Genomic DNA, 26,977 nt, shown 5'->3' on the forward strand with positions numbered 1-26,977 from the left:
GACGCGTGGGGATCAAGTGGCGGCACTGGGCGTTGCCGGTGGTACCGCTGGCGATGGCCCTGCTGGCGGCGACCGGCTGCGAGAGCACGCCGGACGCGCGGCCAAAGCCGACCGCTGCGCCGTCCACGTCCGTGGCCCGGGTGTGCGCCAAGCCCGCGGCCGGGCCGGCGAAGGCGCCGGCGGGCGCGGTGACGGTGGACCCCGCGGTGGTCGGTGACCTGGCTGCGAAGACCAAGAGCAGCCCCCCGAAGACCACGTTCTGGCTTCGACCGGGCAAGCACAGGCTCGACCCGGACCGCTACGCCCAGGTCATTCCCAAGGAGGGGAACCGCTACATCGGCGCGCCGGGCGCGGTACTCGATGGCGGGAAGAAGAACCAGTACGCGTTCGGCGGCAGTTCCCGCAACGTCACGATCCGCTATCTGACCGTGCAGCGTTTCGTCGCGCCGCACGACGAGGGCGTGGTCAACCATGACTCGGCCGACGGGTGGGTGATCGAGCACGCGACGATCCAGTACAACTCCGCCGCCGGGCTGATGGCCGGTGCCCGCCAGCAGGTCCGCGCCAGCTGCCTGCGCGACAACGGTCAGTACGGCATGAACGCGTACAAGGCCGGCGACTCCATCCGCGGCCTGGTGGTCGAGGGCAACGAGATCGTGGGCAACAACACCGGCGACTGGGAGCGGCGGCGGGAGGGCTGCGGCTGCACCGGAGGCATCAAGTTCTGGGCCGTCAACGGGGCCGACGTGCGCGGCAACTGGGTGCACGACAACCGCGGAACAGGGTTGTGGGCGGACACGAACAACAACGACTTCCGCATCGAGAACAACGTGATCGAGGCCAACGACGGTGCCGCGCTGATCTACGAGACCAGCTACAACGCGGTCGTCCGGAACAACAAGATCCGGCGGAACAACTGGGTCGAGGGCCGCAGGGAAGCGGCCCGCGGCGACGACTTCCCGTTCGCGACCGTCTACCTGTCCGAGTCCGGCGGCGAACCACGGATCAAGGCCCGCACCGACAAGGTCGAGGTCTACCGGAACGTGCTGGAGAACAACTGGTCCGGGATCACCCTGTGGGAGAACGCCGACCGGTTCTGCAACAGCCCGGCCAACACCTCGTCCGGTGACTGCACCTTGCTGGTGCGGGACTCCGACCGCTGCGCGCAGCCGGCGATCGCCAAGCCACCGCTCTACGCCGACTGCCGGTGGAAGACCCAGCGGGTGGACATCCACGACAACCGCTTCGTGCTGGACAAGTCCGTCGTCAAGTGCACGGCGAAGTGCGACCGAATGGCGGTGCTGTCCAACTACGGCACCTATCCGGACTGGTCGCCGTACAAGGGCGAGCGGGTGGCCGACGCGATCACCCGCAAGCAGGACAACCGCTGGCACGACAACGTCTACCTCGGTTCATGGAAATTCGTCGCCCACGACCCGAGCCGGGTGCTCGGCTTCAGGCAGTGGCAGGGCAAGACCTACCAGCAAGACACGGGCAGCACCCTCGGCCCGCGGACCGGTGGTTGAGATGGGCGCAGACCTGCGGAGCGGCGGGCTGCCGGGCGGACCGGACACGGCGGGCACGCGGCCCGACGCCGAACCGCGTCCTGCCGGCACCCCGAAGATCGTCGGGATCGTCTGGGGGTTGCTGATCCTCAACACGCTCGGCTCCACCGGGGCGAAGACCATCATCCCGCTGCCCCGCTCCCTCATCCAGATGGCCACCATGGGCGCGCTGGTCGCCGCGTTCGCGCTGGCGCTCGCAGTCAATCTCCGGCTGCGCATCCGAGCGAGCGCCTACCTGTTCCTGCTCACCCTGCTGCTGGTGCCGAGCGTGATCTCCAGCGCGAACCTGGAGTCCGGGTACGGCGCGCTGTTCCGCTGCACCCGGCTGGCTCTGTTCGTCGGCACGCTGTGGCTGCTCAGCCGCTGGTGGGACGGCGGCCTGACGTTCGTCCGGCACCACATCCGGATGTACTTCGCGGTGCTCGGGTCGGTGGCCGCCGGCCTGGTCATCTCGCCGGGCGCGGCCCTGCCCGAGATCTACGGCGGACGCCTTGTCGGCGCGTTGTGGCCCCTCACCCCGCCGCAGATCGGACAGTACGCCGCGGTGATCATCGGGCTCACCGTGCTGCTCGTACTGGGCCGCCGGACCGACGGGGTCAGCGCGGCGGTGGTCATCGTGCCGTCACTCGTCCTGCTCGCGTTGACCCATACCCGGACGGCCACACTGGGCCTGATCATCGGACTTGCGTTGGCGATCGGCTCGCTCATCCTGACCAGCGCCGCGGCCCGCCGGTTCTTCACCTGGACGGTGCTGTGCGCCACGGTGGCCGCGGTGGGGTTCAGCTCCGCGCTCCAGGCGTGGTTCCTGCGCGGACAGAGCCAGGAGAACTTCTCCAACCTCACCGGTCGGGCCAAGGTCTGGGAGGCCCTGCTGGCAGCGCCCAGGACGACCGCGGACAAGTTGTTCGGCATGGGCCTGGGCGACAAGTCGTTCGGCGGGCTGCCGATCGACAACAGCTGGCTGGCCGTTTACCAGGAACAGGGTCTGATCGGCGTCGCCTTGGTGGGGGCGATCATCATCGTCCTCGCCGGCGTCGCGTTGCTGCGGCCACCGTCGCTGTCGAGGGCCTGCGCGATCTTCCTGATCAGCTACTGCGCGATCGCGTCGTACACCGAGGCCGGGCTCGGCGACGCCTCGCCGTATCTGCTGCATCTGGCCCTGGCTGCCTCGCTCCTTGCGGCACCTGCCACGGCCACGCCCCTCTCGACGCCCGATGTCCCTCGACCACGCATCCCGCGCTGGGCCCTGAGATCGGAGGTGACCTGAGCATGCACGTCCTCGTGGTGCACAACCGCTACGCCTCGGCGCAGCCGAGCGGGGAGAACAAGGTCGTCGACCAGGAGGTCGCGCTGCTGCGCGCCGCCGGCCACCGGGTCGAGGTGTTCGAGCGGCGCAGCGACGACATCGCCGCCCGGTCCCTCCTTGCCAAGGCCGCGGTGCCGCTCCTTGTGCCGTGGAACCCGGCGGTCCGCGCGGAGATCACCGCCCGGCTTCGCGCCGAGCGACCGGACGTGGTGCACGTCCACAACGTCTTCCCGCTTCTGTCGCCCGCGGTGCTGGCCGCCTGCGCCGACGCCGACGTGCCCGCCGTCGCCACGCTGCACAACTACACCCAGGTCTGCCCACCCGGCACGCTGCAGCGGGACGGCCGGCCGTGCACCGAGTGCGTCGGATCGGCGCCGCTGCCCGCCGTCCGGCACGGCTGCTACCGGAGCTCCCGGCTGGCGACGGTGCCGCTCGCGGTCAGCCTGTCGGTCAACCGGCGGCGGTGGTGGTCCGGCGTGGAGCGGTTCTTCTGCCTCTCCGCGGCGCAGCGCGACGTCCTGGTGCGGGCCGGCATGCCGGCCGAGCGGCTGACGGTGAAGCACAACTTCGTGCCGGAGCCGGGCACCTCCCGAGCGGGCGACGGCGAGCATCTGCTCTATCTCGGCCGACTCGCGGAGGCCAAGGGCGTGCGGCTGCTCATGGCCGCGTGGGACGAGATCGCAGCGAGCGGCGGTGTGGGCGTGCCGCTCGTGATCGCCGGCGCGGGGCCGCTGGCGCAAGAGGTGACCGCCTGGGCGGCGGGCCGGGACGACGTGCGCTACGTCGGCCTGTATGACACGGCGGAGACCCGGAAGGCCGTCGCACGGTCGGTCGCCGTGGTGGCTCCCTCGACGTGGCTGGAGGCGTTCGGCCTGGTGGTCGTGGAGGCGATGGCGGCGGGGGTCCCGACCGTCGCCGCTGGTCACGGCGCCTTCGTCGAACTCGTCGAGGACGGGGTGACCGGGCTGCTGCACCGGCCGGGCGAGCCCGCCTCGCTCGCGTCCTGCATACGCCGGATCGCGGCCGAGCCGGCCCGCAACCGGGAGATGGGCCAGGCGGCCAGGCGCCGTTACGAGCAGGGTTTCAGCCCGGCCGTCGGCCTTGAGCGCCTGGTGGATGAGTACCGCACCGCGATCGCGGGTCGGTCCGGCGGCGGGGACAGCCCACCGCCGGTGGGGGACAAAAGCACTGGCTCGCGGCGGGGACACCCGCCCGAGCAGGGGGGATGGGGACAGTAGATGACACGATGCCGACTCTGCGGCTCGGAAGCGATGACGAGCGTCGTCGATCTTGGGGCGACGCCACCATGTGAGAGCTTTCTCGCCGCGGACCAACTGGACAAGGCGGAGCCGACCTACCCGCTGCACCTGCGGGTCTGCACCGACTGCTGGCTCGCGCAGATTCCTCCGCTGATCACGCCGGAGGAGACGTTCACGCAGTACGCGTACTTCTCCTCCTACTCGACCTCCTGGGTGGAGCACGCGCGCACGTACGTCGCCGACGCCGTACAACGCCTTGCTCTCGGCCCCGACGCCTTCGTGGTCGAGGTCGCGAGCAACGACGGGTACCTGCTGAGGCACATGGTGGACCGCGGGATCCGCTGCCTCGGCATCGAGCCGTCGGTGAACGTCGGCGCCGCGGCGCGGGACGCGGGTGTGCCCACGCTCACGGAGTTCCTCGACCCGGCCACCGGCGCCGACGTCCGCGCCGAGCACGGCCCGGCGGACCTGGTCGTGGCCAACAACGTGTACGCGCACATCCCCGACGTCGTCGGGTTCACCCAGGGGCTGCGTGCCCTGGTCGCCGACGACGGCTGGGTCTCCATCGAGGTGCAGCACCTGCTGACCCTGATCGAGGAGAACCAGTACGACACGATCTACCACGAGCACTTCCAGTACTACACGGTCGCGTCCGCGATCCGGGCGCTTGCGAGCGGCGGGCTCGCGCTCGTGGACGTCGAGCTGCTGCCCACGCACGGCGGCTCCATCCGGCTGTGGGCCCGGCCGGCCGAAGTGGCCGGCGAGCCGACCCGGCGGGTGGCCGACGTGCTGGACCGGGAGAAGGCCGCCGGGCTGCAGGAGATGTCCGGGTACACCGAGTTCTCCGACCGGGTGGCCAAGGTGCGCCGGGACCTCCTGCGGTTCCTCATCGAGGCGGCCGAGCGCGGCGAGACGGTCGTCGGCTACGGCGCCCCGGGCAAGGGCAACACCCTGCTCAACCACTGCGGCATCCGGCCCGACCTGCTCCCGTACACGGTCGACCGCAACCCCTACAAGCACGGCAGGTTCACTCCGGGCACCCGCATCCCGATCCTGCCGCCCGACCAGATAGCCGCCGACAAACCGGACTACGTCCTCGTCCTCCCGTGGAACCTGCGGGCCGAGCTGGTCGAGCAGCTGTCCTTCGTGCACGACTGGGGCGGCCGGCTCGTCTTTCCCATCCCGGAACTGAGCATTGTCGAGGTCGCGTCTGGAAAGGGCACAGCATGAAGGTCGTTCTGTTCTGCGGCGGTTACGGGATGCGGATGCGCAGCGGAGCCGCCGACGACACGCCCAAGCCGATGGCGATGGTCGGCCCGCGACCGCTGATCTGGCACGTCATGCGCTACTACGCGCACTTCGGGCACACGGAGTTCATCCTGTGTCTCGGGTACGGGGCCCACCACATCAAGGACTTCTTCCTCAACTACGAGGAGACGGTGTCCAACGACTTCGTGCTGCGCGGCGGGCGGACCGAGCTGCTGTCCACCGACATCGCGGACTGGACGATCACGTTCGCGCAGACCGGCATCGAGTCACCGATCGGGGAGCGGCTGCGCCGGGTGCGGCACCACCTGGACGGCGACGAGATGTTCCTCGCCAACTACGCCGACGTGCTCACCGACGCCCCGCTGCCGGAGATGGTCGACCGGTTCGCGCGGCGTGACGCCGGTGCGTCGATGATGGTGGTGCCGCCGCAGTCCTCGTTCCACTGCGTGGAGCTGGGCGAGGACGGACTGGTGGGGGGCATCACCGCGGTGAGCGACCTGCCGCTGTGGGAGAACGGCGGCTACTTCGTGCTCCGCCAGGAGATCTTCGACCACATACCGGAGAACGGGGACCTGGTCGCCGACGGATGCGCCCAACTCGCCAAGCGCGGCCGGTTGGTGGCGCACCAGCACCGCGGCTTCTGGAAGCCGACCGACACCGTGAAGGAGCGGGCCGCGCTCGACGACGCCTACGCCCGGGGCGACCGCCCGTGGGCCGTGTGGGAACGGGACGGCGCGGGAGCCGGCGCGGGAACGAACCCCGGGGTGAGGACCGCGTGATCCAGCTCAGCGCCGGGCGTTTGGACCGGATCGTCGCGGTAGGCGCGCACTGCGACGACATCGCCATCGGCGCCGGCGGCACGCTGCTGACCCTGTGCCTCGCGCGGCCGGGTATGCGTGTCGACGCGCTGGTGCTCTCCGGCGGTGGCAGCGAGCGGGAGCAGGAGGAGCAGGCCGCGCTCGCCGCCTTCTGCCCGGGCGCCGACCTGCGGCTGACCGTGCTCAAGCTGCCGGACGGCCGACTGCCGACGCGGTGGGAAGAGGCCAAGGCCGCCATCGAGGAGCTGCGCGAGCGGACCGAGCCGGACCTCGTGCTGGCTCCGCGTACCGATGACGCGCACCAGGATCACCGCGGCTTGGCGAAGCTGGTACCCACCGCATTCCGCGACCACCTGGTCCTCGGCTACGAGATCGTCAAGTGGGACGGCGATCTCGGCCGTATGGCGGCGTACCAGCCGCTGTCGCCCGAGATCGCCGAACTGAAGGTGCGGCTGCTGCAGGAGCACTACCCCTCGCAGCGGCACCGGCCCTGGTACGACCGGGAGGCCTTCCTCGGCCTTGCGCGGATCCGCGGCATCGAAAGCCACGCGCGCTACGCCGAGGCGTTCGCCGTCACCAAACTCACTCTCAACCTGGGGGAATGAACCTTGCGCGTACTGCTGACCGGACATCAGGGCTACCTGGGCACCGTGATGGCCCCGGTCCTCGCGGCCGCCGGACATGAGGTCGTCGGCCTTGACGCCGGCCTGTTCGCCGACTGCGTCCTCGGCCCGCCGCCCGCGGACCCGCAGGGGCATCGGGTGGACCTGCGCGACGTCACGGCCGACCACATGGCCGGGGTGGACGCCGTGATCCACCTGGCCGCGCTGTCCAACGACCCGCTGGGATCGCTGGCGCCGGACCTCACCTACGACATCAACCACCACGCGTCCGTACGCCTTGCCCGGCTGGCCCGCGACGCCGGAGTGCGGCGCTTCCTGTACGCGTCGACCTGCTCGGTGTACGGCGCCGCCGGCGGCGAAGACCTGGTGAGCGAGGAGGCCCCGCTGCGCCCGGTGACGCCGTACGCGGAGTCCAAGGTGCGGGTGGAGGACGACCTGCACGCCCTGGCCGACGGCGACTTCACCCCGGTGTTCATGCGCAACGCCACCGCCTTCGGCTACTCGCCCCGGCTCCGCGCCGACATCGTGCTGAACAACCTGGTGGGCCACGCGCTCCTGTCCGGCGAGGTCCTCGTGCTCTCCGACGGCACCCCCTGGCGCCCGCTGGTGCACGCCGCCGACATCGCACGGGCCTTCGCGGCCGCGCTGACCGCGCCGCGGGAAGCGGTGCACGACCGGGCGTTCAACATCGGCAGCGAGATCAACAACGTCACGGTCGCCGAGATCGCCGAGCAGGTCGCCGAGGCGGTGTCCGGCGCGAAGGTGGTGATCACCGGGGAGAACGGTGCCGATCCGCGGTCGTACCGGGTGGACTTCTCCCGGTTCCGCGCCGCGATACCCGGCTTCGACTGCGAGTGGACGGTGAAGCAGGGCGCGCTCGAACTCGCCGACGCCTACCGGAAACACGGGCTGACCCGGGAGGACTTCGAGCAGCGCTTCACCCGCCTTGCCGTGCTGCGCGCGGCGTCCGACGCCGGCACCGTCGACGACACCCTGCGGTGGCGCCGATGACGGCGGCCGGCGAGCAGCCGATGACCGCGGCCGGCGACGAGATGTACGCGCTGGTGGAGCGGCTGTACCCGCTGTGCCGGAGCATCACCGGCGACGGTGTGCGCGCCACCCTGGACATCGTCGGCGAGTACGTCCCGCTGCAGGTGCACGAGGTGCCGACCGGGACTCAGGTGCTCGACTGGACAGTGCCGCAGGAGTGGAACATCCGGGACGCGTACATCGCCGACACCGCCGGCCACCGGGTCGTCGACTTCGCCGCGTCCAGCCTGCACGTGCTCGGCTACAGCGTGCCGGTGTCGGCGACCATGCCGCTGGCCGAGCTGCGCGAACACTTGCACACCCTTCCGGAGCACCCGAACTGGGTGCCGTACCGCACCAGTTACTACAAGCCGGAATGGGGGTTCTGCCTGGCCCAGGAGACCTTGGACGCGATGCAGGACGGCGAGTACGAGGTGCGCATCGACTCCACCCTCGCCGACGGACACCTCACCTACGCCGAGCACGTGGTGCCCGGGCAGGTCCCCGACGAGGTGATCGTCTCCTGCCACGTCTGCCACCCGTCGCTGGCCAACGACAACCTGGCCGGCATCGCGGTGGCGACGTTCCTGGCCCGGGTGCTGGCGGAGCAGACGCCGTACTACACCTACCGGTTCATCTTCGCGCCCGGCACCATCGGGGCGATCACCTGGCTGGCCCGCAACAAGGAGCGGGTGGAGCGGGTCAAGCACGGCCTCGTGCTGGCCTGCGCCGGCGACTCGGGCCAATTGACGTACAAGCAGAGCAGGCGCGGCGACGCGGAGATCGACCGGGTGATGCGGCACGTGCTGGCCGCCTCCGAACGCCCGCACCACGTCACCGAGTTCACTCCGTACGGCTACGACGAGCGGCAGTTCTGCTCGCCCGGATTCAATCTCGGCGTGGGCTCGCTCACCCGGACCCCGTACGCCGGCTACCCCGAATACCACACCTCGGCGGACAACCTGGACTTCGTCTCCCCGAAGGCGATGGCGGACACCCTCTCCGTCTGCCGCGAGGCATTCGCCGTCCTTGACCGCAACCGGCGGTACCTCAACCTCAGCCCCTACGGCGAACCCCAGCTGGGCCGGCGCGGGTTGTACGACGCGCTCGGCGGCCGCAGCGACACCAAGCAGGCCCAGATGGCCATGCTCTGGGTGCTCAATCTCTCCGACGGTGACCACAGTCTGCTGGACGTCGCCGAGCGGTCCGGGCTGCCGTTCGACACCGTCGCCGCCGCGGCCGGAGCCCTGCACGGCGCCGGGCTGATCAAGGCATGACGCCGATGACCACCGAGGGGGATAAGACGACGAGACCGGCCGGATCCGCCCGGCGGGCCCTCGTCGGCCGGCTGTCCTGGGGGCTGGCCGACCAGGCGGCCTCCAGCATGTCCAACTTCGCGGTGGGGATCTACGTGGCACGCTCGCTCGGGCTGGCCGCGTTCGGCGTGTTCAGCCTGGCCTGGGTGACCTACGGCGTGGTGCTCAACGTCTCCCGCGGGCTGGCAACCGATCCGCTCGTGGTGCGCTTCAGCGGTGTGTCGGACGCGTCCTGGCGCGGTGCGGTGGCCCGGTCGTCCGGTACCGCGCTCGGCGTCGGTGCCGCCCTCGGCGCGGCGTGTCTGGTGGTCGGGCTGGCCCTGGGTGGCCGTGTGGGGCCCGCGTTCGCCGCCCTTGGCGTCATGCTGCCGGGGCTGCTGCTGCAGGACGCCTGGCGGTTCTCGTTCTTCGCCGCCGGTACCGGGCGGAAGGCGTTCGTCAACGACCTCGTGTGGGGCGTCGCGCTCATCCCGGCCATGGTCGTGGCGGCCCGCGTGGGCACCGTGGCCGCTTTCGTACTCGCGTGGGGCGTGTCCGCCACGGCGGCGGCGGCGTACGGCTACGTCCAGTCCGGTATCCGGCCCCGGGTGACCGGGGCGCGCGGGTGGCTTCGCGAGCAGCGCGATCTCGGCTACCGGTACCTGGTCGAGAACGTCAGCCTCAGCGGCGCGGCCCAGCTGCGGGCGTACGGGCTCGGCGCGATCGTCGGGGTCGGCGCGGTGGGTGCGGTCCGGGGCGCCGAGCTCCTGCTCGGCCCCTTCCTCGCCGTGCTGATGGGTCTTTCGCTGGTCACCGTCGCGGAGGCGGCACGAGTGCTGCGGCAGGCCCCGCACCGGCTGGCCAAGTTCTGCCTCCTGCTCGGTGCCGGGCAGGCCGCCGCCGCGCTGCTCTGGGGCGCGGCGGTGCTGCTGATACCGGACCGGCTCGGCGAGTTCGTGCTCGGCGACGTCTGGCACTCCGCCGCACAGCTCATCGTGCCGGTCACCCTCGGCGTCGCGGGCGCCGGCCTCGGTACCGGCGCGGCGGCCGGGCTGCGCGCGCTCGGCGCGGCCCGGCGCAGCCTGCGCTCCCAACTGTTCGCCTCCGCCTGCTATGTCGGCGGCGGGCTCGGCGGGGCGGCCGTGGCCGGCACGGCCGGCTCGGCCTGGGGCGTCGCCGCCGCGACCGTCGGCAGCTCAGCCGTGTGGTGGCTGCAGCTGCGGACCGCCCTGCGCGAGCGCCACCACAACCCCATCCCCGAAGTGAGGACCTCATGACCGCCCGACCCAGGCTGAGCATCGGCCTGCCCGTGTACAACGGCGAGGAGTACCTCGCCGAGGCACTCGACGCGCTGCTCGGCCAGACCTACGAGGACTTCGAGCTGGTCATCTCCGACAACGCCTCGACCGACGGAACACAGGACATCTGCCGACGGTACGCCGCGAAGGACTCACGCATCCGGTACCTCCGGCTGCCCCGGAACATCGGCGCCGCACCGAACCACAACTACGTGTTCACCGAGTGCCGAGGCGAGCTGTTCAAGTGGGCCTCGCACGACGACCTGTACGCCCGGGACCTGCTGCGGCGCTGCGTGGAGGCGCTGGACGAGCGGCCGGAGGTGATCCTCGCGCACAGCGGCCAGGCGGTCATCGACGGCGACGGCCAGGTGAAGGTCCCGTACGAGTACGGGCTCGCCACCGACTCGCCGCACGCGCCGGAGCGCTTCCGCAGCCTGCTGTTCGAGCCCGGTGGCGACGACTTCTACGGAGTGATGCGGGCCGACGTGCTGCGCCGGGTGAAGCCGCACGACAGCTACCACCACGCGGACCGCACGTTCGTCGCCGAGATCACCCTGCACGGGCCCTTCCACCAGGTTCCGGAGCTGCTGTACTTCCGCCGCGACCACCCCACCCGCGCCGAGCGGGCGAACCCTTCCAAGCGCTCCCGGTGCGTCAACCTGGACCCGCGCCGGGCCAGCCCGCTGCACCCGACGCCCCGGCTGCTCGCCGAGTACGTCTGGGGCTTCGCCTCGGCGATCCGACGGGCGCCGTTGTCCACGGCCGACCGGCGCGCGTGCTACCGCCACCTGGCCGCGTGGATGACCAGCCGGGTCCGGCCGGGCGCCGGCGAGCGGGTCGAGGACCGCGCCCCGGTCGACCCGGGCGGGCTCACTGTCTCCGTCGACGCCCTCGTCGCCGGCCGTGAGGGGAGGCAGGCATGACGTCCGGGCAAGAAACTCCGGTGCGCGTCGGGGTGTTCGGCCTGCTCGGCTCCGGCAACCTCGGCAACGACGGGTCGCTCGAGGCCGTACTCGGTTATCTCCGCGCCGAACACCCGAAGGCGGTCGTGGACGCGCTGTGCGGCGGACCCGAGGTCGTCGCGACCCGGTACCGGATCCCCGCGACGCGGCTGCACTGGTACCGCGGGGAGTACCGGACCGCGTCGCGCGCGGGCGCGATCGCGGGCAAGGGGCTGGGCAAACTCGTCGACGCCGTCCGCACCGCCGCCTGGGTGCGCCGGCACGACGTGGTGATCGTGCCGGGCATGGGCGTACTGGAGGCCACGCTGCCGCTGCGGCCGTGGGGCTTCCCGTACTCGCTGTTCCTGCTCTGCGCGAGTGGCCGGCTGTTCGGCACCCGGGTCGCGCTGGTCGGCGTCGGCGCCGCCGCGATCGGCCAACGGCCGACCCGGGCCCTGGTGCGCTGGTCGGCGCGGCTGGCCACGTACCGCTCGTACCGGGACGCCCTGTCCCGCGACGCGATCCGGGCGATGGGCGTGGACACCGCGCGCGACGAGGTCTACCCGGACCTCGCATTCGCCCTTCCGACGCCGCCGGCGAACGCGCCGTCCGGTCCGCCGGGCCCGGTCTGCGTCGGCGTCATGGACTTCCACGGCGGTAACGACGACCGCGCACGGGCCGAGGAGATCCACCGGCGCTACCTCGACGGGACGACCCGGTTCGTCCGCGCGCTGGTCGAGGACGGCAGGCCGGTCCGGCTGCTCACCGGCGACGAGTGCGATGCGCCGGTGGTCGCCGCGATCCTCGACGCGGTGGACTCGCCGCTGGTCACCGCTGCCGAGGCGGCCTCGCTGGCCGACCTGATGAAGGAGATGGCGGCTGCCGACACCGTGGTGGCGACCCGGTACCACAACCTGATCTGCGCGCTGAAGGTCGGCACGCCGACGCTCGCGCTCAGCTATGCGGCGAAGAGCGACGCGCTCATGGATCGGATGGGCCTTGCCGCGTACTGCCACCCGGCTCGCGCGGTCGACGCCGACCGGCTGCTCGAGCAGTTCCAGGCGCTGGAGAAGCGATCGGTGGAGCTGCGGCGGACCCTGGCCGAGCGAAACCTGGTGGCCGCCCGGCAACTCGAGGACCAGTTCACCGCCTTGACCGCGGCCCTGTTCCCGGCGACCGACCACGCCCACACCTTGCGGAAGGCTCCATGAAAGCGACCGAAGTCCCGGCGATCGCCGGGGCGTACCTGTTCGAGCCGACGCCGTACGCCGACGAGCGCGGCTTCTTCTGCCGCACCTTCGACGCCGACGTGGTCCGCTCGGTGGGCCTCGACCCGGACGCCTTCGTCCAGGACAGCCTGTCCCGCTCGGTTCAGGGCGTGCTGCGCGGCCTGCACCTGCGCTCCGGCGCCGGCGAGGCCAAGCTGGTGCGGTGCTCGTACGGGAGGATCTTCGACGTCGTCGTGGACCTGCGGACGGACTCGCCGACCTACCGCAACCGGGCCTTCTTCGAGCTGTCCGACGAGACGCAGGTGACCCTGTACATCCCCGCGGGCTGCGCGCACGGCTTCCAGGCGCTGACCGAAACCGCTGACACCTCGTACCGGATCGACCGCCCGCACGATCCGGCCGAGGACGTGACGATCGCCTTCGACGACCCGGAGCTCGCCATTCCCTGGCCGCTGCCGGTCACATCGATGTCCCAGCGGGACCGGGAGGCGCCGAGCCTCGCCGAGGTCCTGAAGCAAAGAGAGAAGTGAGGGTCGGCGTGGACACCGAACACACCGAAGAGACGGAGGAGTTCGTCCTGCCCCGGTCGCGGCAGGCGAACGAGCGGCTGCACGCCATGATCCCCGGTGGCGCGCACACCTACGCCAAGGGCGACGACCAGTACCCCGAGAACCTGGCCCCGGTCATCAGCCACGGCCGCGGTGCCCACGTTTGGGACATCGACGGGAACCGCTACATCGAGTACGGCTCCGGCCTGCGGTCGGTCAGCCTCGGCCACGCCCACCCGCGCGTGATCGAGGCGGTGCGGCAGGAACTCGACCGCGGCAGCAACTTCGTCCGGCCGTCCATCGTGGAGGTCGAGGCCGCGGAACGATTCCTGGCCACGGTGCCGACCGCCGAGATGGTGAAGTTCGCGAAGAACGGCTCCGACGTCACCACCGCCGCGGTCCGCCTCGCCCGCGCCGTCACCGGGCGCCCGCGGGTGGCCGTCTGCGGCGATCATCCGTTCTTCTCCGTGGACGACTGGTTCATCGGTACCACGCCGATGTCCGCCGGCATTCCGGCGGCGACCACCGAACTCACCCTGGCGTTCCCTTACGGGGACCTGGCCGCCACGGAGGAGCTGCTCACCCGGTACCAGGACGAGGTCGCCTGCCTGATCCTCGAACCCGCCGGCCACACCGAGCCGCCGCCCGGGTACCTCGTCGGCCTGCGCGAGCTGGCCGACCGGCACGGCTGCGTACTGATCTTCGATGAGATGATCACCGGCTTCCGCTGGTCCGAGGCGGGCGCCCAGGGCCTGTACGGCGTCGTCCCCGACCTCTCCACGTTCGGCAAGGCGCTGGGCAACGGGTTCGCCGTCGCCGCGCTGGCCGGGCGCCGCGAGCTGATGGAGCGGGGCGGGCTGCGTCACTCCGGCGAGCGGGTGTTCCTGCTGTCCACCACGCACGGTGCGGAAACGCACTCGCTTGCCGCCGCGATGGCCGTGCAAACCACCTACGTCGAGGAGGGCGTCACCGCGCGGCTGCACGCCCTCGGCGAGCGGTTGGCCGCCGGTGTCCGCGACGCGGCGGACAGCATGGGCGTCGGCGACCACGTCGTCGTCCGGGGCCGGGCCAGCAACCTGGTCTTCGCCACCCTCGACGAGAACCGGCAGCCGTCGCAGGAGTACCGCACTCTGTTCCTGCGCCGGCTCCTCGCGGGCGGGGTGCTCGCCCCGTCGTTCGTGGTGAGCAGCGCGCTCGACGACGCCGACATCGACCGCACCGTCGATGTGGTGGCCCAGGCATGTGCGGTGTACCGGAAGGCACTGGACGCCGCTGACCCCACCCCCTGGCTGGCAGGGCGACCGGTGAAGCCCGTATTCCGCCGCTTGGCGTGACGTGACGTGGCCTCAGCGGCGCTCCCGCCGGCCGGCGTCGGCCGTCCGATCGACCAGCTGGTCGGCCATCCGGTCGACCAGCCACGCGGTCGCCGGTATCACCGCCAGCGCGGTGCACCAGCCGCCGAGGACGTCGGTCGGGTAGTGCGCGCCCAGAGCGACCTGCGCCCAGCCCATGGCGGCGCCGGCAACCAGCGCCGCGGCGAGCACGAGTAACGTGCCGGCCGTTCTGCCGAGGCCGAGCCGGCCGGTCGCGAGCAGCGCCACCACGAGGGCGAGCGCGGTGACGAAGGCGGTGTGCCCGCTCGGATAGGCCAGGTTGCCGTCGCCGTGGATGGTGCGTCCCACCAGGGGCTTGAGCAACGTCGTCGTCGCCACGGTCGTGCCGGCACCGGCAACGATGAGCACCGCCGCGCGAGGCCGCCGAAGCAGCAGGCAGCCCGTCACGGTGGCCACGACCAGCATCGCCGCTCCGGCGGGCTCCCCCAGGAAGTCCGTGGCCAGAGCGACGTACCGCCACGGCGGCCGCACACTGTCCGCCGTCGGCTGGACGATCCACCTGTCCATCCTGCCGGGCTCGCTGTGGCCGGCGTACAGGGCCCCGAGCACGAGGACCACCAACGCGGCGAGGGCCGCGATCAGCCCGAGCCACGCGCGCAGCGACGGCGGCAGCACCGCGGGCGCCGACCGGCCGGTCACACGCCCACCGCGTCCGGTCGACCTCGATGGCGGTCGAGCCGAACACCCCGCTCATGACCGAGACGGGGAAAAGCCCGCACACCGTCGCAGACCATCCGACAGATGTGATGCACCTCTCCCCTCCCGTCGGGGCCTACGCCATGTCACCCGCCGCTACCGCGATGCCGCGCCCCGAGAACTGCCCGCTGCCGCCCGCCGGCATGGCCGGGACCGTCAGATGTACGGGCTGCGCGCGGCTGGACCGAGCAAGATTGCAAACACGTCAAGCGCGAACTGGGCTGGGCCGACTTGCATGCCAGCTCGGCCAGCTCGGCCAAGCGATCCAACGCCACTGACGCTGGTCGACGTGGCCTGCGGCTTCTGCCGGCCCCAACTCCCCACCAACGAGCCCCCCGTCGTGTCTGACTTTGTCACCCTAACCAACAATGCGGTCGCGGCAATGCGGTCGCGGCAAACCGCCGTCGGAAAGTCCGAATGTCAACACTCCGCGAATTTTTGGTTCCGGAAATCGCTTTTCCGTGCCGGAGCCACGGAGTGCCACCGAAACCGCGATCGTGATGCGTCCATCGGGCATGAGACCCCGGCGCCGTAACCGGCCCTCGACTGCCGCGTAGCGAAGTTCGCCGTCCCACTGCGCGTCCGCGTCTGCGGTCCTATGCTTCGGGTACCGAGGGTGGCGACAAGCGGGGGGGTCATGCCTGGTGAGCGCAGCAGCGCGGGGAACGTCAGTATTGAAGTCGGGGGTCAAGCGGCTCTTGGGGCGTGCGGGATTCGACATCGTGCGCACCAACAACAACCGGGGTGGAGTGGACGACTTCATTCCGTTCGAGGCAACGGTGCGGGCTGCACGGGCGGCCGGTCTGTCGGTCGGTGACTACATCGACGAGGTCATGAACGGGACGCCTGGCGCCACCCAGTTCACCATCGATGAACTAAGCGCTCTCGGCGTCTTCGCTGCCAACCCGGACACGGTGCTGGAGATCGGCCCCGGGTCCGGACGGTACCTGGAGAAGACACTGAAGGAGTGTTCACCAGGCCGCTACGAGATCTACGAGACGGCAGCGCCCTGGTCCAACTACCTGGTGGACACATTCGGCGTGGTCGCCCAACCGACCGCAGGATGCAGTCTCGCCTCGACACCCGACGGCAGCATCGACCTCGTTCAGGCCCATAAGGTCTTCAACACCGTGACCTTCCTCTGCGCCTCCCGCTACTTCTTCGAGATGGCACGTGTGACGCGACCCGGTGGTCGGATCGTCTTTGACGTAATGACAGAGACCTGCCTGGACCCGGCCACGGTGCGTGCCTGGGCGACAAAGGGCGGCGCGGGGCACGGTTCCTATCCAGCCGCCATGCCTCGCCAGACATGCGTGGACCTCTTCGCGACCTTCGGCTGCAGCCTGGAGGCCAGCTTCCTGGCACCCATGGGCGTTGCCTCCACTGAAGTGCTTGTCTTCGGAAAGCGGGCTTAACCCAGGCTTATCCAGAGCCGAGGCGAGCAGGCTCGTCCGCGCCCGGCCGCGGCGCGCGGTCACCATGGTGGAGGTTCAGGGCTCTTCGTCGTCCACGAGCGCGAGCAGCGGCCCCTGCTCGTTCTCCGGGACGTAGCCGACGTAGTAGTCGTAAAGGTCGCGTCGCGAGATGCGTGCTGCCGCCGGGCCGTCCTGTGCGCGGATCGCCTCGAGCACCTCCCTGTGGTGGTGGAGCGACTCCCGCATGAGCGCTGTGCTGTGGGCTGCGTGGGCGAGCTTGTCCGAGATCAGCGAGAGGACAGCACCCCGGACCACCAGGTTGCAGACCTCGATGAGGGAGTTGCGGCTGGCCTGGGCCACGACCTCATGGAATGCGACGTCCGCCTTGCTGAACTCCTCGTACCCTTCCTCGATCGCGTCCGACATGACGGCAAGCGTCCGTTCCATGGCAGACAGCTCCTCCTCGGACCGCAGCCGAGCCGCCAGCAAGCTCGCCGACCCGTCGAGGATCATGCGGAACGAGATCAACTCGGCCATCGACACGTTGTCGAACTGGACGAGCCGGGTCATCTCCTTGGTCAGGCCGGCCGACGAGAACGCCAGGATCTCCGGGCCGTTCGGGTCACCCTGACGCGAGCGGACGAGGCCGTTGCTCTCCAGCACACGCAGGGCCTCCCGCACTGTGGGCCGGCTCGCCCCGAACTGCGTCACCAACTCCCGCTCGCTCGGCAGCCGTTGACCTGGTTTCAGGTCGCCTCGCGCGATCGCCTCCTCGATCTGCTCGACGATGCGCTGGTAGAGCCGTACCGGCGGCGATACCTGCCGGAACTGTGCCCCGTCACTCACGGCTTCTCCCCTTCGAGCGTGGTCCATGTCGTCTTCTCCCCGGGGGCGCTGTCCGGCCAGCGCGGGACCGCCTCGGCAGGCCGGCTCCGTTCGTACCACGCCGCCGCCCTCAAGACGCCGAGGTCGTCGAAGCGGCGGCCCGCGATCTGCACCCCGATGGGCCGACGGTCCGCCGTAAAGCCGCAGTTGACGGTCGCCGCAGGCTGCCCCGACATGTTGTACGGCGCGGTGAAGCCGATGTGGTACATGGTCTTCCCGTCCCCCATGTACGGCATCGGCTGCTCAGCGGGAAACGCCGCCACCGGGGCCACCGGCGAGAGCACCAGATCGTACGGGACCGTCGCCGCCACGGTCTGCGCCTGGATGCGCATGATCTGCTGGTAGCACTGGAGAACTTTCGTGCCCGGCACGTCCGCGCCCCCCTGACACCATTGGATGATGTGGGGGTGGACCCGCAGCCGGGCCTCGGGCGCCAGTTCGCGGAAGTCGTTCCAGGACCGCACCCGCCAGAAGAGATCCAGGTCGTCCAGGAGCTCTTGGCTCATGAACGGCTCGACCGGTTCCACGACGGCTCCCGCCGCCTCGAAGACCGCGGCGGCGCGGTTCACGGCGGCGAGGACCTCGGCGTCGCACGGCTCCCCGCAGCCGGCGTCCAGGTGCACCCCCACCCGCAGTCCTCGTACATCGCCGTCCAGCGCCGACCAGTCGATGTCCTGCGGCGGCAGGCTTGACCAGTCCCGGGGATCCGGTCGGCTCAGGACACGCATGAACAGGGCCGCGTCCGCCACGGTGCGCGTCATCGGGCCGGCGGCGCGCCCCTGGTACGGGGTGTCCAGCGGGATCCTCCCGTAGCTGGGCTTGAGCGTGGCCAGGCCCAGCCAGGTGCCCGGCAGCCGGATCGATCCCCCGATGTCCGTGCCGACGTGGAGCGGACCGTATCCCCCGGCGGCCGCGGCCCCCGCACCGGAGCTGGAACCGCCCGTGGTCCAGGCGGCGTTCCAGGGGCTGCGTGAGATGCCGTGCCGGCTGGAGACCCCCGAGGAGAGCATGCCCCAGTCCGGCATCACGGTCGACCCGAGTACCACCCCACCGGATTCGAGGACGCGCGCGGTGATGGGCGCGTCCGCCTCGGGGACGACCGGCTCGGTCCCCGCGTTGCCCGAGGGCATGGGGACGCCCCTGCGGGCGACGTTCTCCTTCAGCGTCACGGGCACGCCGTCGATGAGCCCGAGCGGTTCCCCCGCCGCCCATCGGGCCTCGCTGGCCAGGGCTGCCTTGCGGGACTCGTCCGGGTCCCGCACCCAGAACGCGTTGAGCACACTCTCGCGCGCCTCGATCACCGACTGGACGGCGTCGTGGACCTGGACCGGCGACAACGTGCGGTCAGCGAATCCGGCCACCATATCGACGGCCGGCATGGCGGCCAGGCCCTGTTCCGTGAGCACCCGCGCCCTCCCTTCGTTCGCGACTTCTGGGGCATGCGAACCCTTGACAAGAACAGTTTCAGTCGTCCACGGTACCTGACAAGTGAGCTTACTGGTCAGGCCAGTTGCAAGCGAAAGGTGGCGTCCAGGATGCGGGACACCAAGGTCGTGCGGCTCGCCGTCATTCCGGGTGACGGAATCGGTCCTGAGGTCGTCGCGGCGACCGTTCCCGCACTTCGCGCCGCGCTGGAGGCCGACGGCCACCGGCTCGACGTGACCTCGTTCGACTGGGGAGGCGAGCGGTTCCTCCAGCAGGGCGCGGCGATGCCGGCCGATGCGGCCGACCTCGTCAGGAAGACGGACGCCGTGTTATTCGGTGCCGTGGGGCGTCCCGATGTTCCGGAACATGAGCTGGTCTGGGGCCTGATCATCGGCCTGCGACAGCAACTCGACCTCGCCGTGAACCTCCGCCCGGTGCGCGCGTTCCCCGGCGTTCCCACCAAGGTGCGCGACACCGATGGCGTGGACCTGGTGATCGTTCGCGAGAACACCGAGGGCGAGTACGTCGGCGCCGGCGGGGTGGCGCACGCCGGCAGCGGACACGATCTCGGCATCGAGGTCGCCGTGCACTCCCGTCGCGTCATCGAGCGGGCGGCGCACCAGGCCTTCACCCTGGCCGGCCGGCGGTCGGGGCACCTGTGCCTGGTGACCAAGTCCAACGCGATGCGATACGGCTATCCGCTGTGGGACCGGGTGGTGCGCGAGGTCGGCGAGAACTACCCGGAGGTTCGGCTGGAAACCGTGCTGGTCGACGCCATGGCCGCCCGCATGATCCAGGCTCCGCGATCCCTTGACGTCCTGCTCACCGGCAACCTGTTCGGCGACATCCTGTCCGATCTCGCCGCGGTACTCGCCGGCGGTATGGGCATGGCGCCCAGCGCCAACGTCCTTCCGGGCGCGGCCGTTCCGGGTATCTACGAACCCGTCCACGGCTCCGCACCCGACATCGCCGGAAAGGGCGTAGCGAATCCGGTGGCATGCATGCTCTCCGGTGCGCTCCTGCTCGACGACCTCGGACACACCGGCGCGGCGCGCCGCATCCGCGACGCGGTGGCGGGCACTTTGCGAGATACCAGGCACCACACGGCCGACCTCGGCGGCAACGCCACCACAGCGGAGGTGGCATCCGCCGTCCTGCACGCGATGGAAAGCCAGGGGTAGAACAGATGAGACACGACAGGCGGCTGACGCGGCACATCAGGACGGTCGCAGCCACGCTCGCATGCCTGCTGCTGGCAGCCTGCTCGGCCGGGTCCTTGGCAACCGGCGGCGCCGCGAATTCCGGCAACACCCTGACGATCGGCCTCGCCGCCGAGCCGGCCAACCTCGACTTCACCAAAACCGAAGGTGCCGCCATTCCGCAGGCACTGCTCTACAACGTCTACGAGAACCTGGTGAAGCTGGACCAGTCCGCGAAGATACGGCCCGGTCTGGCCAGGTCGTGGAGCATGTCCAAGGACCGTAAGACGTACACGTTCCAGCTGGTGAAGGACGCCAGATTCAGCAATGGCGCACCGTTCACGGCCGAGGACGCCAAGTTCTCCATCGAACGCGTCACGTCCGACTGGACGCTGATGCAGAAGTCCCAGATGGACGTCGTCGACAAGGTGCAGGCGGTGTCGCCCACCGAACTGAAGGTCACTTTGAAAAGGCCGAGCAACGACTGGCTGTACCGGATGACCACCCGCGTTGGCGCGATGTTCAGCCGGACCGGCGTGAGCAAGCTGGCCACCGAGCCGGTGGGCACCGGCCCGTATGTGGTGAAGAAGTGGAACCGCGGCGACTCGATCACGCTGGCCCGTCGTGATGGCTACTGGGGGCGCGAACCGCACTTCGCGTCGGTCGTGCTCAAGTACTTCAAGGATCCGACGGCCATGAACAACGCGCTGCTCACGGGCACCATCAACGTGATCGGCACGATGCAGACCCCGGATGCCCTGTACCGGTTCGAGAACAACCCGAAGTACAAGGTCATCGAGGGCACCACCAACGGCGAGGTGGTCCTGTCCCTCAACAACGGTTCGGGACCGCTGCGGAATCCGAAGGCCCGCCAGGCAGTTCGCTACGCCATCGATCACAAAGCCCTTGTGGACACCTGCTGGGGAGGCCGCGGCAAGCTCATCGGCAGCATGGTCCCTCCGACCGACCCGTGGTCCCAGAACCTCACGAACGAGTATCCGTACGACCGCGACAAGGCCAGGAAGCTCCTCGATGAGTCCGGCCAAGCCGGCCGTACGCTGCGGCTGCGGCTCCCGACGCTGCCGTATGCCACCGCATGCGGCACCGTGGTCAAGAGCCAGCTGGAACAGGCCGGGTTCAAGGTGAAGCTCGATCAGTTGGAGTTCCCCGCCGCCTGGCTGACCACCGTGTTCAAGAACGCCGACTACGACATGTCCATCATCGGCCATGTGGAACCCCGCGACATGCAGACGGTGTTCGGGAACAAGACCTCCTACATCCGATATGACAACCCTGAGTTCCGCGGGTTGTTGCAGAAAGCGGACCAGGGCACCCAGGAGGAGCAGATCACCTCCATGCGGGCGGCTGCCCGGCTGCTCTCCAAGGACGCCGCGGCCGACTGGCTGTTCCTGCTGCCGAACCTCATGGTGGCGGACAAGGACATCACCGGCCTGCCCGTGAACAACGTCTCCGAGTCACTGGATCTCACCGGCCTGGGCCGGTCATGAAAGGCGGCATCGTCCCATGATCGTCCGTCTGATACAGCGGATCGCGATCCTCCTGGCCAGCCTTGCCGTGAGCTCCGTGCTGGTGTTCGCCTTCATGGCGGTGCTGCCAGGGGATCCCGCCCGCGTCGTCCTCGGCACCAGCGCGTCGGACACGGCGGTTGCGCAACTGCGCGGGGAATTCGGGCTCGACCGGCCGCTCGTGACCCAGTACCTCAGCTGGGTACACGGACTGGTGACCTTCGACCCGGGGAACTCCTACATCTCACAGGCGCCGATCGGCCCGCAGATCGCCGACCGTCTCCAGGTCACCCTGTGGCTCGTCGGCACCGGGATGGTGGTCGCCTGCATCCTGGCGATCCCCTTGGGCATCCTCATGGCTGTGCGGCACCGCAGGCCGTCCGGGCTCATTCTGTCGGCCCTGTCCCAAGTCGGCGTGGCGGTCCCGGCCTTCCTCGCGGGCATCCTCATGATCACCGTGTTCGCGGTGGAGTTCGGGTGGCTGCCGGCGAACGGCTGGACACCCCCGGTGGAGGATCCGGTCCTGTTCCTCAAACAGCTGGTGCTGCCCGCACTGTCCCTCGGAGTGGTGCAGGGTGCCGTGCTCACCCGCTATGTCCGCAGCGCCGTCCTCGACGTCCTCCGGGAGGACTACTTGCGCACCGCTCGCGCCAAAGGCCTTCGCCCGACTCAGGCGCTGCTGCGGCACGGCCTGCGGAACGCGGCGGTGCCCGTGGTCACCATCCTGGCGTTGCAGCTCGCCACGCTGCTGGTGGGTTCCGTCGTCATCGAACGGGTCTTCGTCATTCCCGGGCTCGGCAGCCTGCTGCTGGACAGCGTCTCCAACCGGGACCTCGTCGTGGTACAGGACGTGGTCATGATCATCGCAATGGCGGTACTGCTCGTGAACTTCCTGGTGGACATCGTCTATCTGCTGATCGACCCCCGGCTGAGGGTGGGTGCGTCATGACTGTTCTGGACACGGAAGTCGCTGCCGCGTCGGCGGTGCCCGAGGGCCGTCGGCGGCGCCGCCCGATGCCGGGCAGCCTCCTGGTGGGCGGTCTCATCGTCTCGCTCGTCTTCGGCATGGCGCTGCTGTCCTTCGTGTGGACTCCGCACGACCCGACCCTGGTGGACCCCTCGGTGCGGCTGCAGAAGCCGTCGCTGGAGTACTGGTTCGGCACGGACAAGTTCGGCCGCGACGTGTTCAGCCAGATTCTGATGGGCTCGCGCACCACGCTTTTCGTCGGCTTCGTGGCGGTGGGGGTCGCCGCCCTGGTCGGAGTGCCCCTCGGCATCGTCGCCGGCATGGCACCCCGCTGGTTCGGCGAGTTGGTGATGCGCGGCAACGACCTCGTTCTCGCCTTCCCGGCTCTCCTGTTGACCATCATGTTCTCCGCCGTGTACGGCGCGAGCACGCTGGTCGCCATGGTCGCCATCGGCATCGCGTCCATCCCCGGTTTCGCCCGGCTGATCCGCGGCGGCACGCTGCAGGTCATGAAGACCGAGTACGTCCTCGCCGCGCGCGCGGCGGGTCGCGGGCCGTTCTCGATCGGTCTGCGGCATGTCCTGCCCAACGTCAGCAGTCTCGTCATCGTGCAGGCGTCGGTCGGTTTCGCCATCGCCGTACTCGCCGAAGCCGCGCTGTCGTTCCTGGGCTTCGGAACCCCGCCCCCCACACCGTCCTGGGGCCGGATGCTGCAGGAGAGCCAGGAGATGCTGTCGATCGCCCCCCGGCTCGCGATGTTTCCGGGCATCGCGATCGCGGTGGTGGTGCTCGGTTTCAACCTGCTCGGAGATGGCCTGCGCGACCGTTTCGACCCCAAGCTGGAGGACCGCCGATGACCGCGGCACCTGACACGGCACCGGCCTCCGGGTCGCGCTCCCCCGACTCCCCCGACGACGTATTGGCCGTTCGGAAACTGGACGTAACGGTGGGCGGCCGCAAGCTCGTCGAAGATGTCGACTTCACCATCCGGGCCGGCGAGCGGGTCGGCCTGATCGGTGAGTCGGGGTCGGGCAAGTCGCTGACCGCGCTGAGCATCATGGGCCTGCTCCCGGAGGGGCTCCGGGCCACCGGATCGGTGCGGCTCGCCGGAGTCGACCACGACCTGGTGGGTGCCGACGAAACGCGGATGTCCCGGGTGCGGGGCAAGGAGATCGCCATGGTCTTCCAGGAGCCCATGACCGCTCTGAACCCCACGATGAGGGTCGGGCGGCAGATCGCCGAGGTGCTGCTGGTCCACCGGGCCAGGCCCGACCGCGCGTCCGCCCGAGCCGCTGCCGTGGAACTGCTCGCCCAGGTGGGGCTTCCCGATCCCGCGGCCGCCGCGGACGCCTACCCGCACCAGTTCTCCGGAGGCCAGCGGCAGCGGGTGGTGCTGGCCATCGCCCTCGCGAACGACCCCGCGCTCCTGGTCTGCGACGAACCCACCACCGCGCTCGACGTGACGGTGCAGGCGCGGGTGCTCGACCTGATCGTGCGAGGCGTCCAGGACCGCAGGTCGGCCATGCTCTTCATCACCCACGACCTGGCCGTGGTCGCCACCGCCTGCGAGCGGGTCATGGTCATGTACGGCGGGCGGGTGGTCGAGTCCGGCCCGGTCCGGGAGGTGTTCACGCGTCCCCGGCACCGCTACACCCAGGGCCTGATCGGCGCGTCGGACCTGACCGTGGTCGACGACCGCGGTCGGCTGGTCACGATCGGCGGGTCGGTTCCGCCGGCGGGCCAGTTCCCTGGCGGATGCGTCTTCAGAAACAGATGCGCTCAGGCTACCGAGGTGTGCGCCACCAGGCCGGAATGGGTCCCGACCGGGCCGGACTCCGGCTACGCCTGCTTCCACCCGGTATCCGAGAGCGGTGCACGCGGGACCGGCACACCCACGAACCAGGAGGCCGGCCGTGGCTGAGCAGCCGACCAACGCCACCCTCGGACCCAGGTCACCGACCGCCCACGTGGACGCCATCAGCGTCCGCGACGTCACCCGCGACTACCGACGGCCTCGTACCTCGCTGCTCCGCCCCAGCCCGCCGGTGCACGCCCTGCGCGGCGTCAGTTTCGCCATCCCTCAGGGGCAACGCTTCGGCATCGTGGGCGAGTCAGGGTGCGGCAAGTCGACGCTGCTGCGGATTCTGGCCGGGCTCGACCGCCCCACCAGCGGCAGCGTCGCGATCGACGGCCGGGACATCACCGGGCTCCGGGAGAGACAGCTCCGGTTCGTCCGCGAGCGACTCCAACTCGTGTTCCAGGACCCGATGAGTTCGCTGGACCCGCGCATGCGCGTCGGCGACATCGTGGCCGAGCCGCTCGTCGCGCAGGGGCACCCGAACCGCCGGGAGCGGGTGGCCGAGTTGCTCGAGGCCGTCGGCCTGCGAGCCGACGCGGCGGACCGGTATCCGCACCAGTTCTCCGGCGGCCAGCGGCAGCGCATCTCGATCGCGCGCGCTCTCGCCCCCCGCCCGAAGATCATCGTGGCCGATGAGCCGGTGAGCGCCCTGGACGTGTCCGTACGGGCCCAAGTGCTCAACCTCATCGCCGACCTCGTCGACGAGTTGTCCCTCACCCTGGTCTTCGTCTCCCACGACCTGTCCGTGGTCCGTCATGTGTGCGACCGGGTCGCGGTCATGCACGACGGGCAGATCGTGGAGACCGGGCCCACGGAGCAGGTGTACGAGGAACCGCAACATTCCTACACACGCAGTCTGATCGCCGCCGTTCCGACTCTGAGCAAGGCACTGTCCGGAGTGTCGGCGGCCGACCTCAACCGGGAGTACCGACCTTGACCACCCATGTCGAACACGCCGGCGGCGACAGCCCCGTGGGGAGGGAGTTTCCGGAGGATCTTCCCATCGGCGACACCTGGGTGGAGGCACCCAACACCGAGGACGTCCGCTTCCCCTACGACGGGACGCTCGTCGCGCGGGCACCCGTCGGGGACACCGGCCTCGCACGCCACGCGGTGGACGCGGCCGTCGCGGTCCGCGGGCGGGTCGGCCGACTCCCCTCGCACACACGCAGGGCGGCGCTGCTCGCGACGCACGAGGCGATCGCCTCCCGACGCGCGGACTTCGAGCGGCTCCTGGTCCTGGAGACCGGCAAGCCGCTGGTCGACTGCCGTGTCGAGGTGGATCGCACCCTGCTGACCCTGCTGACGTCGGCCGAGGAAGTGGCCCGGCTGCACGGGGAGACGGTGCCGCTGGACCTGCTGCCATCGGGTGAGGGTCTGCTCGGCTTCTGGACCCGCAAGCCGATCGGCGTGGTGGTGGGCATCTCGGGCTTCAACTACCCGCTGCTGCTCGCCGCGCACAAGATCGCGCCGGCGCTGGCCGCCGGCTGCCCGGTCATCGCCAAGCCCGCCCCGCAGACGCCGCTGGCCACCCTGTGGCTGGTGCACCTCCTCCGCGAGGCCCTTCGCGCCGGCGGCGCGCCGCAGGCCGCGGTGCAGCTGGTGACCGGGGGCCCCGAGGTGGGCGCCGCGCTGACCACCGACCGCCGGATCGGGGCGGTGTCCTTCACCGGTTCCGCCGCCGTGGGCCACCAGATCGCCCGGGACGCGGCACCCACCAAGGTGCTGCTCGAACTCGGCTCCAACGCCGCCTTGGTGGTGGCCGCCGACGCCGACCTCGACGCCGCCGCCGACGCGGTGGTGCGCGGCGGGTACTACGCATCGGGCCAGGCGTGCATCAGCGTGCAGCGGGTCATCGTGGTGGACGCCGTGCGCAAGGAGTTCGTGGCCCGCCTGACGGAGCGAGTGGCCCAGGTGGTCGTGGGCGACCCCCGCGATCCGGCGACGAGAGTCTCGGCACTCATCGACAAGCGGTCGACCGAGCGGGTGTGCGCGTGGCTGGACGAGGCGGTGGAGACGGGGGCGTCGCTGGCGGCCGGAGGCAAGGTCACCGACGGAGTGATCGAGCCGACCGTGCTGCTCGACGTTGACCGCGCCCTCGACGTCTGGGGCGAGGAGGTCTTCGGCCCTGTGGTCGCGGTACGGTCCGTCCCCGATCTGGAAACGGCCTTCGACCTGGTCAACGACTCGCGCTACGGACTGCACGCGAGCGTCTACACCAGCGCCCTTGACGCGGCGTTCGCCGCTCTCGACCGCCTGGAGGTGGGCGGAGTGGTCGTCAATGAGGTTCCCGGGTTCCGTTCCGACGTCATGCCGTACGGCGGCGTGAAGGACTCCGGGGCCGGAAGGGAGGGCCCGAGGTTCGCCATCGAAGAACTCACCGTAACCCGTATGGCAGTGATCCGTCCGACGACAATGAAGCCGTGAGGACC

The 26,977-nt window shown here is 70.3% G+C and carries 24 protein-coding genes; 21 read left to right on the forward strand and 3 right to left on the reverse strand.

Annotated features, from left to right (window positions below):
* The first annotated feature begins 5 nt into the window (after nucleotides 1-5).
* Genes ACGFNK_RS37145 through ACGFNK_RS37205 form a run of 13 tightly spaced genes read left to right on the forward strand, consistent with a single transcriptional unit; the run spans nucleotide 6 to nucleotide 14,514 of the window.
* Complete coding sequence (locus tag ACGFNK_RS37145) at nucleotides 6-1,526, forward strand: right-handed parallel beta-helix repeat-containing protein (RefSeq protein ID WP_393423209.1); 1,521 nt, start codon at nucleotides 6-8, stop codon at nucleotides 1,524-1,526.
* Nucleotide 1,527: 1 nt separating this feature from the next.
* Nucleotides 1,528-2,832, forward strand: a complete 1,305-nt coding sequence (locus ACGFNK_RS37150; protein WP_393423211.1) for an O-antigen ligase family protein — start codon at nucleotides 1,528-1,530, stop codon at nucleotides 2,830-2,832.
* A 2-nt stretch (nucleotides 2,833-2,834) separates the two neighbouring features.
* Nucleotides 2,835-4,109 (forward strand): glycosyltransferase, encoded by a 1,275-nt coding sequence (locus ACGFNK_RS37155; RefSeq protein WP_393423213.1) that lies wholly within the window; start codon nucleotides 2,835-2,837, stop codon nucleotides 4,107-4,109.
* Complete coding sequence (locus tag ACGFNK_RS37160; RefSeq protein WP_393423215.1) at nucleotides 4,110-5,360, forward strand: class I SAM-dependent methyltransferase; 1,251 nt, start codon at nucleotides 4,110-4,112, stop codon at nucleotides 5,358-5,360.
* On the forward strand, nucleotides 5,357-6,178 hold the full coding sequence (locus ACGFNK_RS37165) for a glucose-1-phosphate cytidylyltransferase (RefSeq protein ID WP_393423217.1): 822 nt from the start codon (nucleotides 5,357-5,359) through the stop codon (nucleotides 6,176-6,178). The genes ACGFNK_RS37160 and ACGFNK_RS37165 overlap by 4 nt, the downstream gene beginning before the upstream one ends.
* Nucleotides 6,175-6,822 (forward strand): PIG-L deacetylase family protein, encoded by a 648-nt coding sequence (locus ACGFNK_RS37170; protein WP_393423219.1) that lies wholly within the window; start codon nucleotides 6,175-6,177, stop codon nucleotides 6,820-6,822. Before ACGFNK_RS37165 ends, ACGFNK_RS37170 begins: the two co-directional genes overlap by 4 nt.
* Nucleotides 6,823-6,825: 3 nt before the next feature.
* On the forward strand, nucleotides 6,826-7,851 hold the full coding sequence (locus ACGFNK_RS37175) for an NAD-dependent epimerase/dehydratase family protein (RefSeq protein WP_393423221.1): 1,026 nt from the start codon (nucleotides 6,826-6,828) through the stop codon (nucleotides 7,849-7,851).
* Nucleotides 7,852-7,871: 20 nt separating this feature from the next.
* Nucleotides 7,872-9,146, forward strand: coding sequence for a DUF4910 domain-containing protein (locus tag ACGFNK_RS37180; protein WP_393423312.1), 1,275 nt, complete (start codon nucleotides 7,872-7,874; stop codon nucleotides 9,144-9,146).
* Entirely contained in the window at nucleotides 9,143-10,441 is a 1,299-nt protein-coding gene (locus ACGFNK_RS37185) for a hypothetical protein (protein ID WP_393423223.1), read from the forward strand. The genes ACGFNK_RS37180 and ACGFNK_RS37185 overlap by 4 nt, the downstream gene beginning before the upstream one ends.
* Nucleotides 10,438-11,385: a glycosyltransferase family 2 protein gene (locus ACGFNK_RS37190; RefSeq protein ID WP_393423225.1), complete on the forward strand. Its 948-nt coding sequence runs from the start codon at nucleotides 10,438-10,440 to the stop codon at nucleotides 11,383-11,385. Before ACGFNK_RS37185 ends, ACGFNK_RS37190 begins: the two co-directional genes overlap by 4 nt.
* A complete protein-coding gene (locus ACGFNK_RS37195; protein WP_393423227.1) occupies nucleotides 11,382-12,614 on the forward strand; it encodes a polysaccharide pyruvyl transferase family protein in 1,233 nt (410 codons plus the stop codon). The genes ACGFNK_RS37190 and ACGFNK_RS37195 overlap by 4 nt, the downstream gene beginning before the upstream one ends.
* Nucleotides 12,611-13,162, forward strand: a complete 552-nt coding sequence (gene rfbC, locus ACGFNK_RS37200) for a dTDP-4-dehydrorhamnose 3,5-epimerase (protein WP_393423229.1) — start codon at nucleotides 12,611-12,613, stop codon at nucleotides 13,160-13,162. Before ACGFNK_RS37195 ends, rfbC begins: the two co-directional genes overlap by 4 nt.
* Nucleotides 13,163-13,170: 8 nt before the next feature.
* Entirely contained in the window at nucleotides 13,171-14,514 is a 1,344-nt protein-coding gene (locus tag ACGFNK_RS37205) for a glutamate-1-semialdehyde 2,1-aminomutase (RefSeq protein ID WP_393423231.1), read from the forward strand.
* A 12-nt stretch (nucleotides 14,515-14,526) separates the two neighbouring features.
* Here ACGFNK_RS37205 and ACGFNK_RS37210 read toward each other — a convergent pair whose 3' ends face one another.
* Nucleotides 14,527-15,213 (reverse strand): phosphatase PAP2 family protein, encoded by a 687-nt coding sequence (locus tag ACGFNK_RS37210; protein WP_393423233.1) that lies wholly within the window; start codon nucleotides 15,211-15,213, stop codon nucleotides 14,527-14,529.
* Between the two features lie 755 nt (nucleotides 15,214-15,968).
* Between ACGFNK_RS37210 and ACGFNK_RS37215 the strand changes: the two genes are divergently transcribed.
* On the forward strand, nucleotides 15,969-16,685 hold the full coding sequence (locus ACGFNK_RS37215; RefSeq protein WP_393423314.1) for a methyltransferase domain-containing protein: 717 nt from the start codon (nucleotides 15,969-15,971) through the stop codon (nucleotides 16,683-16,685).
* A 75-nt stretch (nucleotides 16,686-16,760) separates the two neighbouring features.
* Here ACGFNK_RS37215 and ACGFNK_RS37220 read toward each other — a convergent pair whose 3' ends face one another.
* Together ACGFNK_RS37220 and ACGFNK_RS37225 are read right to left on the reverse strand one after the other, a co-directional pair.
* Entirely contained in the window at nucleotides 16,761-17,531 is a 771-nt protein-coding gene (locus ACGFNK_RS37220) for a FadR/GntR family transcriptional regulator (RefSeq protein WP_386338060.1), read from the reverse strand.
* Nucleotides 17,528-18,976 carry an amidase gene (locus ACGFNK_RS37225; protein WP_393423235.1) on the reverse strand — a complete coding sequence of 483 codons (1,449 nt, stop codon included), beginning with the start codon at nucleotides 18,974-18,976 and terminating at the stop codon, nucleotides 17,528-17,530. Before ACGFNK_RS37225 ends, ACGFNK_RS37220 begins: the two co-directional genes overlap by 4 nt.
* Before the next feature lie 129 nt (nucleotides 18,977-19,105).
* On the opposite strand from ACGFNK_RS37225, the gene ACGFNK_RS37230 reads away from it, so the two are divergent.
* Genes ACGFNK_RS37230 through ACGFNK_RS37260 form a run of 7 tightly spaced genes read left to right on the forward strand, consistent with a single transcriptional unit; the run spans nucleotide 19,106 to nucleotide 26,972 of the window.
* Nucleotides 19,106-20,176 carry an isocitrate/isopropylmalate dehydrogenase family protein gene (locus tag ACGFNK_RS37230; protein WP_393423237.1) on the forward strand — a complete coding sequence of 357 codons (1,071 nt, stop codon included), beginning with the start codon at nucleotides 19,106-19,108 and terminating at the stop codon, nucleotides 20,174-20,176.
* A 5-nt stretch (nucleotides 20,177-20,181) separates the two neighbouring features.
* Nucleotides 20,182-21,702, forward strand: coding sequence for an ABC transporter substrate-binding protein (locus ACGFNK_RS37235; RefSeq protein ID WP_393423239.1), 1,521 nt, complete (start codon nucleotides 20,182-20,184; stop codon nucleotides 21,700-21,702).
* A gap of 16 nt (nucleotides 21,703-21,718) precedes the next feature.
* Nucleotides 21,719-22,669 (forward strand): ABC transporter permease, encoded by a 951-nt coding sequence (locus ACGFNK_RS37240; protein WP_393423241.1) that lies wholly within the window; start codon nucleotides 21,719-21,721, stop codon nucleotides 22,667-22,669.
* Nucleotides 22,666-23,544, forward strand: coding sequence for an ABC transporter permease (locus tag ACGFNK_RS37245; RefSeq protein WP_393423243.1), 879 nt, complete (start codon nucleotides 22,666-22,668; stop codon nucleotides 23,542-23,544). The genes ACGFNK_RS37240 and ACGFNK_RS37245 overlap by 4 nt, the downstream gene beginning before the upstream one ends.
* A complete protein-coding gene (locus tag ACGFNK_RS37250) occupies nucleotides 23,541-24,608 on the forward strand; it encodes an ABC transporter ATP-binding protein (RefSeq protein WP_393423245.1) in 1,068 nt (355 codons plus the stop codon). The genes ACGFNK_RS37245 and ACGFNK_RS37250 overlap by 4 nt, the downstream gene beginning before the upstream one ends.
* Complete coding sequence (locus tag ACGFNK_RS37255; RefSeq protein ID WP_393423247.1) at nucleotides 24,601-25,482, forward strand: ATP-binding cassette domain-containing protein; 882 nt, start codon at nucleotides 24,601-24,603, stop codon at nucleotides 25,480-25,482. The genes ACGFNK_RS37250 and ACGFNK_RS37255 overlap by 8 nt, the downstream gene beginning before the upstream one ends.
* Nucleotides 25,479-26,972: an aldehyde dehydrogenase family protein gene (locus tag ACGFNK_RS37260; RefSeq protein ID WP_393423249.1), complete on the forward strand. Its 1,494-nt coding sequence runs from the start codon at nucleotides 25,479-25,481 to the stop codon at nucleotides 26,970-26,972. The genes ACGFNK_RS37255 and ACGFNK_RS37260 overlap by 4 nt, the downstream gene beginning before the upstream one ends.
* Nucleotides 26,973-26,977: the final 5 nt, after the last annotated feature.

Origin of the sequence: Streptomyces sp. NPDC048825 (genome assembly GCF_043198355.1) — a bacterium.
In the GTDB taxonomy this organism is placed as follows: Bacteria; Actinomycetota; Actinomycetes; order Streptomycetales; family Streptomycetaceae; genus Streptomyces; species Streptomyces xiangluensis.

Excerpts from the sequence above, each read along its gene's own strand:
- ACGFNK_RS37150 (WP_393423211.1), top strand. The coding sequence starts at position 1,528 with ATGGGCGCAGACCTGCGGAGCGGCGGGCTGCCGGGCGGACCGGACACG.
- ACGFNK_RS37155 (WP_393423213.1), top strand. The coding sequence starts at position 2,835 with ATGCACGTCCTCGTGGTGCACAACCGCTACGCCTCGGCGCAGCCGAGC.
- ACGFNK_RS37160 (WP_393423215.1), top strand. The coding sequence starts at position 4,110 with ATGACACGATGCCGACTCTGCGGCTCGGAAGCGATGACGAGCGTCGTC.
- ACGFNK_RS37165 (WP_393423217.1), top strand. The coding sequence starts at position 5,357 with ATGAAGGTCGTTCTGTTCTGCGGCGGTTACGGGATGCGGATGCGCAGC.
- ACGFNK_RS37180 (WP_393423312.1), top strand. The coding sequence starts at position 7,872 with ATGACCGCGGCCGGCGACGAGATGTACGCGCTGGTGGAGCGGCTGTAC.
- ACGFNK_RS37185 (WP_393423223.1), top strand. The coding sequence starts at position 9,143 with ATGACGCCGATGACCACCGAGGGGGATAAGACGACGAGACCGGCCGGA.
- ACGFNK_RS37190 (WP_393423225.1), top strand. The coding sequence starts at position 10,438 with ATGACCGCCCGACCCAGGCTGAGCATCGGCCTGCCCGTGTACAACGGC.
- ACGFNK_RS37195 (WP_393423227.1), top strand. The coding sequence starts at position 11,382 with ATGACGTCCGGGCAAGAAACTCCGGTGCGCGTCGGGGTGTTCGGCCTG.
- rfbC (WP_393423229.1), top strand. The coding sequence starts at position 12,611 with ATGAAAGCGACCGAAGTCCCGGCGATCGCCGGGGCGTACCTGTTCGAG.
- ACGFNK_RS37230 (WP_393423237.1), top strand. The coding sequence starts at position 19,106 with ATGCGGGACACCAAGGTCGTGCGGCTCGCCGTCATTCCGGGTGACGGA.
- ACGFNK_RS37235 (WP_393423239.1), top strand. The coding sequence starts at position 20,182 with ATGAGACACGACAGGCGGCTGACGCGGCACATCAGGACGGTCGCAGCC.
- ACGFNK_RS37240 (WP_393423241.1), top strand. The coding sequence starts at position 21,719 with ATGATCGTCCGTCTGATACAGCGGATCGCGATCCTCCTGGCCAGCCTT.
- ACGFNK_RS37245 (WP_393423243.1), top strand. The coding sequence starts at position 22,666 with ATGACTGTTCTGGACACGGAAGTCGCTGCCGCGTCGGCGGTGCCCGAG.
- ACGFNK_RS37250 (WP_393423245.1), top strand. The coding sequence starts at position 23,541 with ATGACCGCGGCACCTGACACGGCACCGGCCTCCGGGTCGCGCTCCCCC.